Raw genomic sequence first — 14,707 nt, 5'->3', positions numbered from 1 at the left:
AACCAAGCAACCAGTCCAAAACTGGTCAAAAAAACATCACACCCCTAAACGGGAAAAAAGGATGCGACAAAAAACAACAAACAAAAACCACCAAACACACTATTGAGTTCTCAAACAACACACCCGCTTTTGGGGCAACCCTGCCAGTCTATAACAGACTGCAGAGAGACGTCAAACCCCGTCCTCCAGTCCTATTGGCCTGGGGCCGTGGGCTTCTGGTGTAAGACTACGCCTTCTTCGCCCCAGGCCCAAAGCGGCTGCAAGAGACGCTGCCCACGGCAGACATGCCCTCAGTCGACCCGCTCGATCTCGGCGCCGAGGCTCTTGAGGTTCTCGACGAACAACGGATAACCCCGGTCGATATGGAACACGTCGTGCACCTCGGTGTCGCCGTCGGCGACCAGTCCGGCCAGCACCAGTCCCGCGCCGGCGCGGATGTCCGACGACCACACCGGCGCACTCGACAACTGCGGGATGCCCCGGATCACCGCGTGGTGGCCATCAGTACGCGCGTCGGCGCCGAGCCGGACCATCTCCTCGACGAACCGGAACCGGGCCTCGAACACGTTCTCGGTGATCATCGACGTGCCGTCGGCGATCGACGCCAAGGCAATGGCCATCGGCTGAAGATCTGTCGGGAAGCCGGGGAACGGCAGCGTCGCGACGTTGACCGCCTTGGGCCGCTCGTACTGGGCTATCCGGAAGCCGTCGTCGGATTGGGTCACCGTGGCGCCGGCGTCGTGCAGCTTGTGCAGGACCAGCTGTAGATGCGCGGGGTCGACCCCGGTCACCGAGATGTCGCCGCGCGTCATCGCCGCGGCGATCCCCCACGTGGCGGCGACGATGCGGTCGCCGATCACCCGGTGCTCGGTCGGATGCAACCGGTCGACGCCGGTGATCGTCATCGTCGACGTGCCCGCCCCCTCGATCTGCGCGCCCATCTGGTTGAGCATCGTGCACAGGTCGACCACGTCAGGCTCGCGCGCCGCGTTGTGAATCGTCGTCACGCCTTCGGCGACAACTGCCGCCATCAGGATGTTCTCCGTCGCACCGACCGACGGGAACTCGAGCTGGATCTCGGCGCCCCGGAGATGATCGGCCTCGGCGACCACGCAACCGTGCTCGATGTTGCAGCGCGCACCCAGCTGGCGAAGGCCGGCCTGGTGCATGTCCAGGGGACGAGACCCGATCGCGTCGCCGCCCGGCAACGCCACCTTGGCGCGCTTACACCGGCCGACGAGCGGCCCGAGCACACACACCGACGCACGGAACTGACGTACCGCAGCAAAGTCGGCGTCGTACTTGGGTTCGTCTGGAGACGTGACCCGAACGACGTCGCCGTCGAGCTCCACGGTGGCCCCGAGCCCCCGCAGCACCTCTGCCATCAGCGGGACGTCGAGAATGTCCGGGCAGTTGGTGATCGTGCTGGTGCCCTCGGCCAGCAGCGCGGCGGCCATCAGCTTCAGGACACTGTTCTTGGCTCCCCCGACGGCAACTTCGCCCGATAACCGGTTTCCGCCGGTCACCACGAATCGCTCGCTCACGCGGGTTAGTGTAAACAGCGCTTCGAGCCGTGTCAGTTTCCTCGACGACGCGTTCCGGTACGGTTTGACCATGGCTGTCCATCTGACCCGCATCTATACGCGCACGGGCGACGACGGAACCACCGGCCTCAGCGATTTCAGTCGGGTGTCAAAGAACGACGTCCGCCTGGTGGCGTACGCCGACTGCGACGAAACCAACGCCGCCATCGGCGTTGCCGTCGCGCTGGGAAATCCGAGCCAGCAAATCTTGAAGGTGCTCAAGCAGATTCAGAACGATCTCTTCGACGCCGGCGCCGACCTGTCCACGCCGGTGGTGGACAACCCCGAATATCCACCGCTGCGGATCACCCAGAGCTACATCGACCGGCTCGAGGCGTGGTGCGACGAGTTCAACGAGCCGCTGCCGGCCCTGAATTCGTTTGTGCTGCCCGGTGGTACCCCGCTGTCGGCGCTCCTGCACGTGGCCCGCACCGTCGCACGCCGGGCAGAGCGATCGGCGTGGCTGGCAATGGAAGCGCACGGCGACGCCATCAGCGTGCTGCCCGCCAAGTACCTGAACCGGCTGTCGGATCTGCTGTTCATCCTGTCGCGGGTGGCCAACCCCGACGGTGACGTGGTGTGGCGACCGGGCGGAGGAGCAACCGTTCAATAGGAGCGGCGCCGCGCCCGCGGTGACGGCCTGGACTCCAGCCAGGACAGAAACGCCGTCAGCGCACCACGATCCAGCGCGACCTCGTACCCGCGGCGGCGTTCCGGGCTGGTGTCCCGCAATTCGAGCACCACGATCTCCTCGGTCATGATGTCGAACTCGTCGCCGCGCGGTCCGCGGCGCGACACGATCTCCAGACCGCGACGGCTCAGCCTGCGGTCCGGCCACCATCGCAGGCTCGACAACCGGTAGAAGCCGGCCTCGCCGCCGCGGTAACGCATGACGCCGTGACGCCATCCATGACCACCGATCGCCGGGACATCACGCAGGATCGCCGCGGTGCCGCCCACCTGACGCAGCTTCCACAGCCGGTAACTCAGCGCGACGACAACCAGAAGCAGCACACCGACCAGCGCGACCATGAGGATCATGGACGCGCTCATCGGCGGGTCCGCTAGTCGATCTGGCCCACGGCGCGGAGTCTCGCCCGCCCCCTGGCTGCAGTTGCGGGATCGTCGGACTCAGCGTCCTGACGCGCGCTGTCAACGTCGATCTCGGACTCGAATTCGGCGGACTCAGCGAGGATGATCACGCTCTCATCGGTGACGGACATGAACCCACCGCCGACCGCGATGCGCAGATCATCCTCGCCCTCCCTCTCGACACGCACCATCGCGTCGTCGACCAGCTGGGCTACCAGCGGAATGTGATGAGGCAGGATGCCGATCTCACCCGCTGTCGTCCGGGTGAAGACGAATGTCGCCTTGCCCGACCAGATCTCACGCTCGACAGCGACAATGTCGACGTCCATGTCAGCCATCGCTATTCGCCCTTAGCGGTGTCGTCGTCCTTGCCGTCGCCGTTATCCTCGCCGTCGCCACTGTCCTTGCTGCCTTCGTCAGACTGCGCCGGGGCACCGTCGCTGCCGCCGTCGTCCATCTTGGCGCCGAGGCTCTCCGCCTTCCTCTGCAGATCCTCGAGACCACCGATCAGGAAGAACGCCTGCTCGGGCAGGTGGTCGAAATCGCCCTTGGTCAGCTTGTCGAACGCCTCGATGGTCTCCTTCAACGGAACCGTCGAGCCCGGCTGGCCGGTGAACTGCTCGGCCGCCATCATGTTCTGCGACAGGAAGCGCTCGATGCGGCGCGCCCGCTGCACCAACTGCTTGTCCTCTTCGGCCAGCTCATCGATGCCGAGGATGGCGATGATGTCCTGAAGATCCTTGTAACGCTGCAGGATCCGGATCACTTCCTGGGCGACGCGGTAGTGCTCCTCGCCGACCACGCTCGGGTCCAGGATGGTCGAGCTGGAGGCCAGCGGATCCACCGCCGGGAAGATGCCCTTGGAGAACACCGATCGGCTGAGTTCGGTGGTCGCGTCCAAGTGGGCGAACGTGGTAGCAGGCGCGGGGTCGGTGTAGTCGTCGGCGGGCACGTACACGGCCTGCATCGAGGTGATGGAGTGGCCACGGGTCGAGGTGATGCGTTCCTGCAGTTCACCCATCTCGTCGGCCAGCGTCGGCTGGTATCCCACCGCCGATGGCATACGGCCCAGCAAGGTAGACACCTCGGAGCCGGCCTGCGTGAACCGGAAGATGTTGTCGATGAACAACAACACGTCCTGTTCCTGTTCGTCGCGGAAGAACTCCGCCATGGTCAGCGCCGACAACGCCACGCGCATACGGGTGCCGGGCGGCTCGTCCATCTGGCCGAACACCAGCGCGGTGTCCTTCAGCACGTCCGCGTCGGCGAGTTCGACCCAGAGGTCGTTGCCCTCACGGGTGCGCTCCCCCACTCCGGCGAACACCGAAGTGCCACCGAAGTTTCGCGCGATGCGGTTGATCATTTCCTGGATCAGCACCGTTTTACCCACGCCGGCGCCGCCGAACAGCGCGATCTTGCCGCCGCGGACGTAGGGGGTCAGCAGATCGACGACCTTGAGGCCGGTCTCCAGCATCTCGGTCCGCGGCTCCAGCTCGTCGAAGGCCGGCGGCTTGCGGTGGATCGACCACCGCTCGAAGTCCTTGCCGTAACCGGGATCGTCGAGGCAGTCACCGAGCGCGTTGAACACGTGGCCCTTGACGCCGTCACCGACCGGCACCGAGATCGACTTGCCGGTGTCGGTCACCTCCACGCCGCGGACGAGGCCGTCGGTGGGCTGCAGCGAGATGCAGCGCACGAGATTGTCGCCGAGGTGTTGGGCGACCTCAAGCGTCAGCGTCTTGGCGAGATCCTTGTAGTCGATCTCGGCATGCAGCGCATTGAACAACGCCGGCACGGATCCGCGCGGGAACTCGACGTCGACGACCGGGCCGGTGACGCGCACAACGCGTCCGGCGGTGTCGGAGCGGGTTGTCTTTTCTTTTTGCTCGGTAGCAGCAGTCATTATCTTCTTCGCTTCCTAGGGCTACTTGGCGGCGTCCGCGAGCGCGTTCGCGCCACCGACGATTTCGCTGATTTCTTGGGTGATTTGAGATTGCCGTTCGCGGTTGGCCATCAGAGTCAGATCCCTGATGAGGTCGTCGGCGTTGTCCGTCGCCGACTTCATCGCACGTCGGCGCGAAGCCGACTCCGACGCCGCCGCCTCGAGCAGTGACGCGAAGATACGGGTCGAGACGTAGCGCGGCAGCAGCGCACCGAACAGCGTCTCGGCGTCCGGCTCGAAGGAGAACAGTGTGCGCAGTCCGGTTTCCTCTTCGGTGTACTCCACCACCATCGGTGCGATACGTCGGGCGATCGCTGACTGCGACAGCATCGATCTGAACTCGGTGAACACGATGTGTATTTCGTCGACCCCGAGGATGTTGTCCGCTCCGGGATCGTCGCCCTCGTCGTCAAGACCGGCGCTGAAGGCATCGACCAAGGTCGAGGCGATCTCCTGCGCATTCTCATAGTCGGGGCGCTCGGAGAAGCCGGTCCAGGACTCTTGCACATCCCAGTTGCGGAAGCTGTAGTAGGCGAGGGCTTTCCGGCCTACGACGTACAGAACGGGCTGCTTGCCCTCCTCGCGCAGAAGAGAGAACAGCTCCTCGGACCGTCGGAACACGTTCGCGTTGTACGCACCGCAGAGCCCACGATCCGACGACACCACCAGCACAGCGGCCCGCTTCGGGTTTTCGTGTTCGACCAACAGCGGGTGGTCCAGCGCGCTTGCATTCGCGAGTTCGGTAAGCATGTTGGTGATCTCGCGGTCGTACGGCCGAGCCGCCTCGACTCGGGCCTGCGCCTTGGCGATGCGCGAGGTCGCGATCAACTCCTGGGCCTTCGTGATCTTCTTGATCGACCCGGCAGAGCGGATGCGGCCGCGCAGTTCGCGCAGTGTGGCAGCCATCTGTTCTCCGGCCTTACTTCTTCTTCGGTGCGGGCTTGCGAACCTTCACTGATTCCTTCTCGACGTCTTCCTCGCTCATGGCCTCGACATGCTCGTCGGCGACGACCGAGCTGCCGTCGGTGGTGTCGAAGCCCTTCTTGAAGTCGTTGACCACGTTCGCGAGCTTCTCTTCCAATTCCTCGGAGAGCTTCTTGCTCTCCCGGATTTCCTTGAGGATTCCCTCCTGGGAAGCCTTGACGTGCTCGAGGAACTCGCGCTCGAACTTCTGCACATCCTCCACGGGCACGGAGTCGAGGTGGCCCCTGGTGCCGAGGAAGATCGCCACGACCTGCTCCTCAACCGGCATGGGGCTGCTCTGTGGCTGCTTGAGCAACTCGACCAGGCGGGCGCCACGGTCCAGCTGTGCCTTCGACGTTTCGTCGAGGTCGGAGGCAAAGGCCGCGAACGACTCGAGCTCGCGGTACTGCGAGAGATCCAGCCGCAGCGAACCGGCAACCTCTTTCATGGCCTTGATCTGTGCGGCGCCACCGACACGCGACACCGACACACCGACGTTGATCGCGGGCCGCACACCCTGGTTGAACAGGTCGGTCTCCAGGAAGCACTGACCGTCGGTGATCGAGATGACGTTGGTGGGGATGTAGGCCGAGATGTCGTTGGCCTTGGTCTCGATGATCGGCAGGCCGGTCAGCGAGCCGCCGCCGAGCTCGTCGGACAACTTCGCGCAGCGTTCCAGCAGCCGGGAGTGTAGGTAGAACACATCGCCCGGGTACGCCTCACGGCCGGGTGGGCGGCGCAGCAGCAGCGAGATGGCGCGGTATGCCTCCGCCTGCTTGGTCAGGTCGTCGAACACGATCAGCACATGCTTGCCGTCGTACATCCAGTGCTGGGCGATGGACGAACCGGTATACGGTGCAAGCCATTTGAAGCCGGCCGAGTCGGATGCCGGTGCGGCGACGATCGTCGTGTATTCCATCGCGCCACCCTCTTCGAGGGTTTGACGCACGCTGGCGATGGTGGTCCCCTTCTGCCCGATCGCCACGTACACGCAGCGGACCTGCTGGTCGGGATCGCCGGTCTCCCAGTTCTGACGCTGGTTGAGGATGGTGTCCACGCACACCGCGGTCTTACCGGTCTTGCGGTCGCCGATGATCAGCTGACGCTGGCCGCGACCGATGGGGGTCTGCGAGTCGATCGCTTTGATGCCCGTCTGCAGCGGCTCGCTCACACCCTGGCGCTGCACCACCGACGGCGCCTGCAGTTCCAGAGCACGGCGCTCAGTGGTCTCGACCTCGCCGCGGCCGTCGATCGGCTGCCCCAGCGGATTGACCACGCGCCCGAGGAAGGCGTCACCCACCGGCACGGAAAGCACTTCGCCGGTGCGCTTGACCTGTTGGCCCTCTTCGATCTTCTCGAAGTCGCCGAGGATCACCGCGCCGATGCTGTGCTCGTCGAGGTTGAGCGCGACGCCCAACACACCGCCGGGGAACTCCAGTAGCTCCTGGGTCATGACCGACGGGAGTCCCTCGACGTGAGCGATACCGTCGCCCGCGTCGATGACGGTCCCGATCTCTTCGCGCTCGGTCTCGGCCTCGAAGCCGGCGACATACTCCTCGATAGCGCCCTGGATCTCGTCCGCGGAGATCGTCAACTCTGCCATGGCTTTTCGTCTTCCTACTTCGTGTGTCGGTCTTTAGGTGTTATCGGGTCAGTCGGGCAAGTGGGTCTCGGCCGCCGCGAGCTTGGATGCCAGCGAACCGTCGATCACCTCGTCGCCGACGGCGATCGTCACTCCGCCGAGCAGCTCGGGTTCGACCTCCAGCTGAAGCGACACCGGGCGGCCGTAAATGCGGGTCAGCAGTTCGGTGAGCCGGTTGCTCTGAGCCTCGGTGAGCTCAGCCGCGGCACTGACGTGGGCAACGATCTCGCCTCTGCGCGACACCGCCAGATTCGCCAGACCGCGAATTTCCTCGTCGGCCCGCTCGCCGTGGAGCAGGTCGATCGTCTGGCGCAGTAGATCTGCGGTGTTCTTGCTCGCTCGGCGCGCAAGGAGGCCGTTGAGCAAATTGATCCGGCCCTCCAACGGCGCGGTGTACTCACTGAGCAGCGTGATCAGCCGCGGCTGCGCATCGAGGATGCGACTGAAGCGGAACAGCTGGTCTTCCACATCGTCGATCTGACCCTCGGTCTCGGCGCGAACCAAGAGCGCCAGCCTGGCGATGTGCTGGATGCCGTGAACCAGGTCCGACGTGCTCGACCACCGTTGCGACGCAGCGGTTTTGAGGATGTCGAGAGCGGAGTCAGACACCTTGCCCGAGAGCAGTCGCTCGACCAGCTGAACCTTGGGGCCGGTGCCGGTCGAGGGATCTGCCAGATGCCTGGCCAGGAGAGCCTCGCTGCGGAACAGCCTGGCTGCCGATGCCAGGTCGTCAGCCAAGCGGGTGAGCTCATTGGCGTCCAGACCGGACACGACGCCGTCGAAACGTTCGACGACCTTGAGCAGTGAGTCACGGCTGGCCGCACGGAGTTTCGCGGTGACCACATCATCCAGCGTCGTGGTCGACGGAGCCATCTCATCGAGCTCGGCGAGGAAGCGGTCCACCGTCGCGGACTGCTCGGACGGGTCCGACACGAAATCGCGCACCAGATCGCCGGCCCGTTGCACCGACTCGGCACCAAGGCTCTGCCGCAGTTCGCGAATAAGCTGCTGGCGCAGCAACTGAACCTGCTGCCCCCCCTGTGTCTTGATGCGTTCCAACTCCACATCGGCCTGCGCCCGGAGTTGTTCGGCGATCTTTTCGGCGTCGTGCCGCGCCTCCTCGATCACCTTCTTCGCCTCGGCTCTGGCTTCTTCGAGCGCCTTGGCGTGCTGGGTGTCGGCGTCGGCCACCTTCTTCTCCGCCTGAGCATGCTCCTCGAGCTGAGCGCGGACGGTCTCCTGCTGGTTCTTCATCATGCGGCGCACGGGGGGCACAACGAATTTGACGACCAGGAAGACGATGACAGCGAAACCGATGAGCTGTCCGATGAATGTCGACATTGAAGTTACCGTCCTTGACCTGTCGACACCGGCACCGTGCGAGTCGTCACGTCGACCCCGAGAACGCGGCTCGCGAGATTCGCCGCCAGGTTGTCCACTGAGGACTGCAGATCGGACGTCAGGGCCCGAGACTGAGCGGTGAGCTGCTCGTTCGCCTGTTGCAGGAGACCCGATACCTCCGCATTGGCACGCGTCCTCGCCTCCTCGACGATCTTGCGTCCCTCGGCACGGGCCTCCTCGCGAACGTTGGTGGCCTCGCGACGTGCGGTCGCCATCACCTTCAGGTAATCCGCCTCGGCGGCAGCCCGCAGTTCGGCCGCCTTGCGGGTGTCCTCGGTCGTCTGCTTGGCCCTGGCCTCGCGCTCGTTCAGCACCTGGGAAATGGGTGGGACCACCCACTTGCCGATCACGCCGAGCACGATCAGGAAGATGGCCAGCACGAAGAAGAAGGTGCCGTTGGGGATGAGGAAGTTGCTCTGGCCACCTTCCTCAGCCGCCAACAGAACGATGTTCGGGTCAGCCATGACGGGCATTAAGCAACCGGGGTGGCGAAGACGAACAAGGCCATGAACGCCAGGTTGATGAAGTACATGGCCTCCACCAGACCCACGGTGATGAAGAACGGGACGAAGAGCCTGCCCTGTGCCTCAGGCTGCCGGGCTACGCCGTTGACCAGCGCGCTACCGACGACGCCGTCGCCGATCGCGGCGCCGATAGCACCGCCACCGAGAAGAAGTCCACCGCCGATGAGCGCTCCGGCAGCGATTGTGGGATCCATTCCTTATCCTCCTTGATATCTGGTAGCAGTCCTACCAGGTGGTTTGTCGAGCATTACCGCGTTGGTCAGTGGTGTTCTTCGTCCAGCTCCATCGACTGGGCGAAGTACAGGATCGTCAGCAGCGCGAAGATGAAGGCCTGGATGGCGCCGATGAACAGGTCGAAAGCCTTCCAGAGCGCGTTCGGCGCCCACAGGATGTAGGCCGGGAACAGCGCGATGATCGCGACCATGATGCCGCCGGCGAAGATGTTGCCGAAAAGTCGGAGCGACAACGAAATCGGCTTGGCGATCTCTTCGACGAGGTTGATCGGCGCCAGGAACGCCACGTGGCCCTTGAGCACCTTGACCGGATGCCCCAGAACGCCACGACGCCAGAACCCGGCCAAGTGGTAGCAGATGAACACGAACAGGCCCAGCGCCAGCACGAAGTTGATGTCCGCGGCGGCCGGCTTGAGCACCTCGTGGATTCCGGTCTCATCGGAGTACTGGACGGGCAGTACCGCCAGCCAGTTGGCGGTCAGGATGAACACGAACAACGTCACCGCGAGCGGGAGCACGAACGGCGCGATGCGCAGACCGATCGCCGACTCGACCTGGTTGCGAACCTGGACGGTGATCGCTTCCCAAAAAAGCTGAACTCCACTGGGGACGCCGCTCGACGTGACCTTCGCTTTCAGGTAGAACGCCAGCGCCAGCACGATCACCGCCGCGATCGCGGTGGACAGCAACGTGTCGGTGTTCACGGTCAGCCCGAACCAGGTGGCTTCCGTGTGTTGCCCGACATGGATGCCGGATTCGGCGGCGAGGATGGTCTCGGTCATTACTGGGTGGCCTCCCCTTGGGATCCGGCGGTGTCAGTCGGGCTGCCGGCCCGGAGCTTTCGCGCGACGGGCAGCGCGGTCGAGAACACGAGCAGCATTTGAAAAAGTGCCATTCCGAAAACCACGCCGAGGCCCGCGGGCCGGAACACGAACGCGATCACCAGGCCGACGACCGTCAGGAACATCAAGCGGGTTGCGGAGTTCAGCGCCATCTTGCTCTTGAGCGGATGGGCCTGGGCGGTGATCGAGTGCACCGACCGTCGCACCAGGAGGGCGTTGAGCAGGCCCATGCCGAGCCCGATGCCGAAGAAGATTCCGACCATCGGGTGGCCGAGCAGCGCGGTTCCGACCGTTGCCAGCGCGGCCAGCACAAAGCAGATCACCGAGAGCCGCAACGGCCTAAAAGCAACGGACGGTAACACCAACGGCGCGTCGTGCGCTGGCGTCGTCACTGCGTCACCTCAATCCCGCGGTCCTGAGAAGTTGCCTCAATGATTCTGTGCGTGGCGCCCCGAGCGTATCGGAGGGCGATTTGCTCGCTGGAATCACCCAAGGGGCAGCTCCCTTTGTCGGTCGTTGTTCCGTGCCGATCGGTGGTGTGCCGAAGGCCCGGAGGCCGGCAACCCGCGAGGTTTTTTCGGGTTCTGCCTGCACCCTAACACATGGTTAGAGCCCTAAAACGGGGGTCTACTACTTTTCGTCGTACATACCCGCGAACTCGCCGTTTCGCCGCCGCAGAAGGGGGATCAACGTGACGACGACGGCCACCAGAATGGCCGCCACCATGACCCCGCCGGTGTAGCGGAGATCGAAGAAGATCGTGCTTGCCGCGCCGAGCGCGATGATGCCCACCCAGAGGTAGATGAGCAGCACGACGCGGCGGTGCGAATGGCCGATCTCCAGCAACCGGTGATGCAGATGCATCTTGTCGGGGCTGAAGGGGCTCAGCCCCGCGCGGGTGCGCCGGATGATCGCCAGCAGCATGTCCAGGGCGGGCACCAGCATCACGGCCACCACGAGAAGGAACGGCGACAGCAGCGCGAAGACGTCGCGAGCGCCGTAGGCCGTCTGCGAGATCGGCCCCGCAGCCGTCGTCGACGCCGCCGCGAGCATCAGGCCGATCAGCATCGAACCGGAGTCGCCCATGAAGATCTTGGCGGGATGGAAGTTGTGCGGGAGGAAGCCCAGGCACGCGCCGGCCAGCACGACCGAGATCACCGCGGGAGGATAGAACAGGACGTCGCCGCCGTGGTCGCGCAGCAGTCCGACCGAGAAGATGCAGATGGCCGACGCGGTGATCAGCCCGAGTCCGGCGGCGAGGCCGTCGAGCCCGTCGACGAAGTTCATCGCGTTGACGATCGCGACCGTCAGCGCCAGCGTCAGCAGGATCGAACCCACCTGGTCGAGGACGATGGTGCCCACGCCGCCGATCGGGATGTAGAGCACGCTCCAGGCCACGCCCATCGTGACCAGCACGCTGGCCGCGGTGATCTGGCCGGCGAACTTCGTCAGCGCGTCGAGCCCCCACCGGTCGTCGATCAGGCCGACGATCATGATGAGCCCGCCCGCGACGACGACGGCGGGCATGCCCGTCGAATAGAGGAACCCACGGGTCAGCGCGGGCAATTGCGAGGCCAGCAGCACCGCGACCGCGACGCCGATGTACATGGCCAGCCCGCCCATCCGCGGCGTCGGCTGCACATGGACGTCACGTTCGCGCGGATATGCCACCGCCCCGAGCCGACGGGCCAGCACGCCGACCCATCCGGTCGCGAAGTAGGTGATGATCGCCGCGGTCAGGCCGATCAGCGCGAGCTCGCGCAGCGGGACACCCGCGCCGCGATCGCCGAGCGCCAGCAGAGTGTCCGCCGCGTAGACCACCGGTGAACCGTACTGCACGGAACTCAAGGTCAGTCCGTCAAACTCGCAGCTTCGACGCCCAGCACCGTCGCGATGGCCTCGGCGCCGACCGGCCCCTGCCGCAGCACCCGCGGATGTGCACCGGTGAGGTCGACGATCGTCGATGCGGCCTGCTGCTCGGACGGCCCGGCGTCGAGGTACACCTCGACGCGGTCGCCGAGCTGCTCGCGCGCATCCTGGGCGGTGACGGCGGCCGGGCTCCCGGAGATGTTCGCGCTCGACACGGCCATCGGCCCGACCTGGCGCAGCAATTCGATCGCCACGGGGTGCAGCGGCATGCGCAGCATCACGGTGCCGTTGGCGTCGCCGAGGTCCCATTGCAGCGACGGCGCCTGGCGAACGACCAGGCTCAGCGCGCCCGGCCAGAAGGCGCGGATCAGTTCACGGGCGGTGTGCGGGACGCTGTACACCAGTCCTTCGATGGTGTGCCACGAACCGACCAGCACGGGAACGGGCATGTCGCGACCGCGGCCCTTGGCCGCGAGCAGGGTGGCGACGGCGTCGCCGTCGAAGGCGTCGGCTCCGACGCCGTAGACGGTGTCGGTGGGCAGCACCACCAGCCGGCCACCCTTGAGGGCGCTGACCGCCGAGGCGATGCCGAAGTCGCGATGCTCGGGATCCGAGCAGTCGAAAAGCTGGCTCATGCCGCCCTCCGTGCCGTCACGAATCGGGGTCGCCCGACGAGATCGCGGTGGGCGGTGATGGCGTCGAAACGCTGTGTCCGGCAGAATGTTTCGACGGTCCGCTGCGAGGTGGTGTCGTCATGCTCGACGGCGCAGAGCCCACCGGCGCGCAGCCACCTGCCCGACAGCGACGCGATCGCGTCGATGACGCGCATGCCGTCCGGTCCCCCGAACAGCGCGTGCGCAGGATCGTGATCGGCGACCTCGGGGTCCAGCTGCGCGCCGTCGGGGATGTACGGCGGGTTGGCGACGACGAGATCGACCGAGCCGTCGAGGGCGGGCAGCAGGCCGCGGTCCGTCACGTCGGCGCGGACCAACTCCACGGTGGTGCCGGCGGTGTTGCGCCGTGCGTACTCCAGCGCGCGGTCGGAGTCGTCGATCGCGATGACGCGGGCGTGCGGCCACGCCTTCGACAGCGCGACCGCGAGCGCGCCGGAACCCGTACAGAGATCGACGATCACGGCAGACGGCGGCAGTTGTTGCGCGAGCGCCCATTCCAGCAACGCCTCGGTCTCCGGGCGCGGGATGAACACACCGGGCCCGACGTGCACGTCGACCGGGCCGAACGGCGCGGTGCCGACCAGGTGCTGCAGCGGAACCCGTCGCGCGCGTTGGCTGATGAGCTCTCCGAAGCGCGCTTCGAAGTCCGGCCCGGTCTCAGCGAACGCGAGGCGGCCGCGGTCGGCTCCCGTCACATGGGCGGCCAGCAGTTCGGCGTCCACGCGCGGCGATGCGACACCCGCTTGCGCCAGCGCCGTCGCCGCGGCGTCGATCATCTGGCTGAGCCGGGTCATGTGATCTGAAGTCGGGCTTGCTTGTCGGCGGCGGCCAGCGCGTCGAACAGAGCGTCGATGTCGCCGTCGAGAACCTGGTCGAGGTTGTGCGCCTTGAAGTTGATCCGGTGATCGGCGATCCGGTTCTCCGGGAAGTTGTAGGTGCGGATCCGCTCGCTGCGGTCGACGGTGCGGATCTGGCTGGCCCGGTCGGCCGAGGCGTCGGCCTGCGCCTGTTCCTCGGCCAGCGCCTGCAACCGCGCGGCGAGCACCTGCATGGCGCGCGCCTTGTTCTGCAGCTGCGAGCGCTCGTTCTGACATGTGACGACGATGCCGGTGGGCAGGTGGGTGATGCGCACCGCGGAGTCGGTGGTATTGACGCCCTGTCCGCCCTTGCCCGACGACCGGTAGACGTCGATGCGCAGATCGGACTCGTCGATCTGGACCTCTTCGACCTCCTCGGGCTCCGGATAGACCAACACGCCCGCCGCCGAGGTGTGCACCCGGCCCTGCGACTCGGTGACCGGCACGCGCTGCACGCGGTGCACGCCACCCTCGAACTTCAGCCGCGACCACACGCCGTCGGCGGAATCGCCCTTGCTCCGGATGGACAGCGTCGCGTCCTTATAGCCCCCGAGGTCGGAGAACGTCTCGTCGAGCGTCGTGACCGTCCAGCCGTGCCGCTCGGCGTAGCGGATGTACATCCTGGCCAGGTCGGCGGCGAACAGGGCCGACTCCTCGCCGCCCTCCCCGGACTTGACCTCGAGGACGATGTCGTCGGCGTCGTGCGGGTCCCGCGGTGCGAGCAGGTCGGTCAGTTGGGTGTCGAGCTGCGCGACCGTGGCCGTCAGCTCCTCGACCTCCGCCGCGAACGACGAGTCGTCGGCGGCCAGTTCCCGCGCGGCTTCGAGGTCACCACGGGCCGTCTCGAGTTTGCGGTATGTCGCGACGATCGGCGAGACCTGCGCGAAACGCCGGCCGACCTTGCGGGCGCGCGCGGCGTCCGCGTGCAGGGCGGGGTCGGCCAGTTGGCGTTCGAGGTCGGCATGCTCGGCCAGCAGCGCGTCGATTCTCGGCGCGGTGTCCGTCACGTCGACCTCCTTTCCTGCCCGCCCCGTGAACGCAAACCGACGCCCGGCCTGGCCACCGAAGCGGCAGATCGGGCGCCG

17 protein-coding genes are annotated in these 14,707 nt (G+C 65.9%); 2 read left to right on the top strand and 15 right to left on the bottom strand.

Annotated features, from left to right (window positions below; all coding sequences use genetic code 11):
* Positions 1–224: hypothetical protein (locus ABGB19_RS24270; RefSeq protein ID WP_347688541.1), on the top strand; the 224-nt coding region annotated here is incomplete at its 5' end.
* A 66-nt stretch (positions 225–290) separates the two neighbouring features.
* Here the strand turns inward: ABGB19_RS24270 and murA are convergent.
* Positions 291–1,544 carry a UDP-N-acetylglucosamine 1-carboxyvinyltransferase gene (murA, locus tag ABGB19_RS24265; protein WP_347688540.1) on the bottom strand — a complete coding sequence of 418 codons (1,254 nt, stop codon included), beginning with the start codon at positions 1,542–1,544 and terminating at the stop codon, positions 291–293.
* A 70-nt stretch (positions 1,545–1,614) separates the two neighbouring features.
* Between murA and ABGB19_RS24260 the strand changes: the two genes are divergently transcribed.
* Entirely contained in the window at positions 1,615–2,196 is a 582-nt protein-coding gene (locus ABGB19_RS24260) for a cob(I)yrinic acid a,c-diamide adenosyltransferase (protein ID WP_347688539.1), read from the top strand.
* On the opposite strand, the gene ABGB19_RS24255 is transcribed toward ABGB19_RS24260, so the two are convergent.
* From ABGB19_RS24255 to prfA, 14 genes are all read right to left on the bottom strand, one after another.
* A complete protein-coding gene (locus tag ABGB19_RS24255) occupies positions 2,190–2,636 on the bottom strand; it encodes a DUF2550 domain-containing protein (RefSeq protein WP_347688538.1) in 447 nt (148 codons plus the stop codon). The two genes, ABGB19_RS24260 and ABGB19_RS24255, sit on opposite strands and share 7 nt — an antisense overlap.
* Positions 2,637–2,647: 11 nt before the next feature.
* A complete protein-coding gene (locus ABGB19_RS24250; RefSeq protein ID WP_347688537.1) occupies positions 2,648–3,013 on the bottom strand; it encodes a F0F1 ATP synthase subunit epsilon in 366 nt (121 codons plus the stop codon).
* A gap of 2 nt (positions 3,014–3,015) precedes the next feature.
* Positions 3,016–4,578, bottom strand: a complete 1,563-nt coding sequence (gene atpD, locus ABGB19_RS24245; RefSeq protein WP_347688536.1) for a F0F1 ATP synthase subunit beta — start codon at positions 4,576–4,578, stop codon at positions 3,016–3,018.
* A gap of 21 nt (positions 4,579–4,599) precedes the next feature.
* Complete coding sequence (locus ABGB19_RS24240; protein WP_347688535.1) at positions 4,600–5,523, bottom strand: F0F1 ATP synthase subunit gamma; 924 nt, start codon at positions 5,521–5,523, stop codon at positions 4,600–4,602.
* Positions 5,524–5,536: 13 nt separating this feature from the next.
* On the bottom strand, positions 5,537–7,183 hold the full coding sequence (gene atpA / locus ABGB19_RS24235) for a F0F1 ATP synthase subunit alpha (protein ID WP_347688534.1): 1,647 nt from the start codon (positions 7,181–7,183) through the stop codon (positions 5,537–5,539).
* 48 nt (positions 7,184–7,231) lie between these two features.
* Positions 7,232–8,563 carry a F0F1 ATP synthase subunit B/delta gene (locus ABGB19_RS24230; RefSeq protein WP_347688533.1) on the bottom strand — a complete coding sequence of 444 codons (1,332 nt, stop codon included), beginning with the start codon at positions 8,561–8,563 and terminating at the stop codon, positions 7,232–7,234.
* Between the two features lie 5 nt (positions 8,564–8,568).
* Positions 8,569–9,087: a F0F1 ATP synthase subunit B gene (locus ABGB19_RS24225; RefSeq protein WP_347688532.1), complete on the bottom strand. Its 519-nt coding sequence runs from the start codon at positions 9,085–9,087 to the stop codon at positions 8,569–8,571.
* An 8-nt stretch (positions 9,088–9,095) separates the two neighbouring features.
* Positions 9,096–9,341: a F0F1 ATP synthase subunit C gene (locus ABGB19_RS24220; protein WP_069407341.1), complete on the bottom strand. Its 246-nt coding sequence runs from the start codon at positions 9,339–9,341 to the stop codon at positions 9,096–9,098.
* A gap of 65 nt (positions 9,342–9,406) precedes the next feature.
* Positions 9,407–10,162 (bottom strand): F0F1 ATP synthase subunit A, encoded by a 756-nt coding sequence (gene atpB, locus ABGB19_RS24215; protein WP_347688531.1) that lies wholly within the window; start codon positions 10,160–10,162, stop codon positions 9,407–9,409.
* On the bottom strand, positions 10,162–10,614 hold the full coding sequence (locus ABGB19_RS24210) for an ATP synthase subunit I (RefSeq protein WP_347688530.1): 453 nt from the start codon (positions 10,612–10,614) through the stop codon (positions 10,162–10,164). Before ABGB19_RS24210 ends, atpB begins: the two co-directional genes overlap by 1 nt.
* A gap of 238 nt (positions 10,615–10,852) precedes the next feature.
* Positions 10,853–12,070 carry an MraY family glycosyltransferase gene (locus ABGB19_RS24205; protein WP_347688529.1) on the bottom strand — a complete coding sequence of 406 codons (1,218 nt, stop codon included), beginning with the start codon at positions 12,068–12,070 and terminating at the stop codon, positions 10,853–10,855.
* A gap of 2 nt (positions 12,071–12,072) precedes the next feature.
* Positions 12,073–12,726, bottom strand: a complete 654-nt coding sequence (locus ABGB19_RS24200) for an L-threonylcarbamoyladenylate synthase (protein WP_347688528.1) — start codon at positions 12,724–12,726, stop codon at positions 12,073–12,075.
* On the bottom strand, positions 12,723–13,559 hold the full coding sequence (prmC, locus tag ABGB19_RS24195; protein ID WP_347688527.1) for a peptide chain release factor N(5)-glutamine methyltransferase: 837 nt from the start codon (positions 13,557–13,559) through the stop codon (positions 12,723–12,725). Before prmC ends, ABGB19_RS24200 begins: the two co-directional genes overlap by 4 nt.
* A complete protein-coding gene (prfA, locus tag ABGB19_RS24190) occupies positions 13,556–14,629 on the bottom strand; it encodes a peptide chain release factor 1 (protein WP_347688526.1) in 1,074 nt (357 codons plus the stop codon). The genes prmC and prfA overlap by 4 nt, the downstream gene beginning before the upstream one ends.
* Positions 14,630–14,707: the final 78 nt, after the last annotated feature.

It is taken from the genome of Mycobacterium sp. B14F4 (assembly GCF_039871645.1).
Taxonomy (GTDB): Bacteria; Actinomycetota; Actinomycetes; order Mycobacteriales; family Mycobacteriaceae; genus Mycobacterium.
The sequence above is the reverse complement of the archived record's forward strand: the minus strand, read 5'-3'. Positions and strand labels throughout refer to the sequence as shown.

Coding starts and splice junctions, on each gene's coding strand:
- ABGB19_RS24260 (WP_347688539.1), top strand. CDS start 1,615: ATGGCTGTCCATCTGACCCGCATCTATACGCGCACGGGCGACGACGGA.
- ABGB19_RS24225 (WP_347688532.1), bottom strand. CDS start 9,087: ATGGCTGACCCGAACATCGTTCTGTTGGCGGCTGAGGAAGGTGGCCAG.
- ABGB19_RS24250 (WP_347688537.1), bottom strand. CDS start 3,013: ATGGCTGACATGGACGTCGACATTGTCGCTGTCGAGCGTGAGATCTGG.
- prmC (WP_347688527.1), bottom strand. CDS start 13,559: ATGACCCGGCTCAGCCAGATGATCGACGCCGCGGCGACGGCGCTGGCG.
- ABGB19_RS24255 (WP_347688538.1), bottom strand. CDS start 2,636: ATGAGCGCGTCCATGATCCTCATGGTCGCGCTGGTCGGTGTGCTGCTT.
- atpD (WP_347688536.1), bottom strand. CDS start 4,578: ATGACTGCTGCTACCGAGCAAAAAGAAAAGACAACCCGCTCCGACACC.
- ABGB19_RS24240 (WP_347688535.1), bottom strand. CDS start 5,523: ATGGCTGCCACACTGCGCGAACTGCGCGGCCGCATCCGCTCTGCCGGG.
- ABGB19_RS24200 (WP_347688528.1), bottom strand. CDS start 12,726: ATGAGCCAGCTTTTCGACTGCTCGGATCCCGAGCATCGCGACTTCGGC.
- atpB (WP_347688531.1), bottom strand. CDS start 10,162: ATGACCGAGACCATCCTCGCCGCCGAATCCGGCATCCATGTCGGGCAA.
- ABGB19_RS24220 (WP_069407341.1), bottom strand. CDS start 9,341: ATGGATCCCACAATCGCTGCCGGAGCGCTCATCGGCGGTGGACTTCTT.
- ABGB19_RS24230 (WP_347688533.1), bottom strand. CDS start 8,563: ATGTCGACATTCATCGGACAGCTCATCGGTTTCGCTGTCATCGTCTTC.
- atpA (WP_347688534.1), bottom strand. CDS start 7,183: ATGGCAGAGTTGACGATCTCCGCGGACGAGATCCAGGGCGCTATCGAG.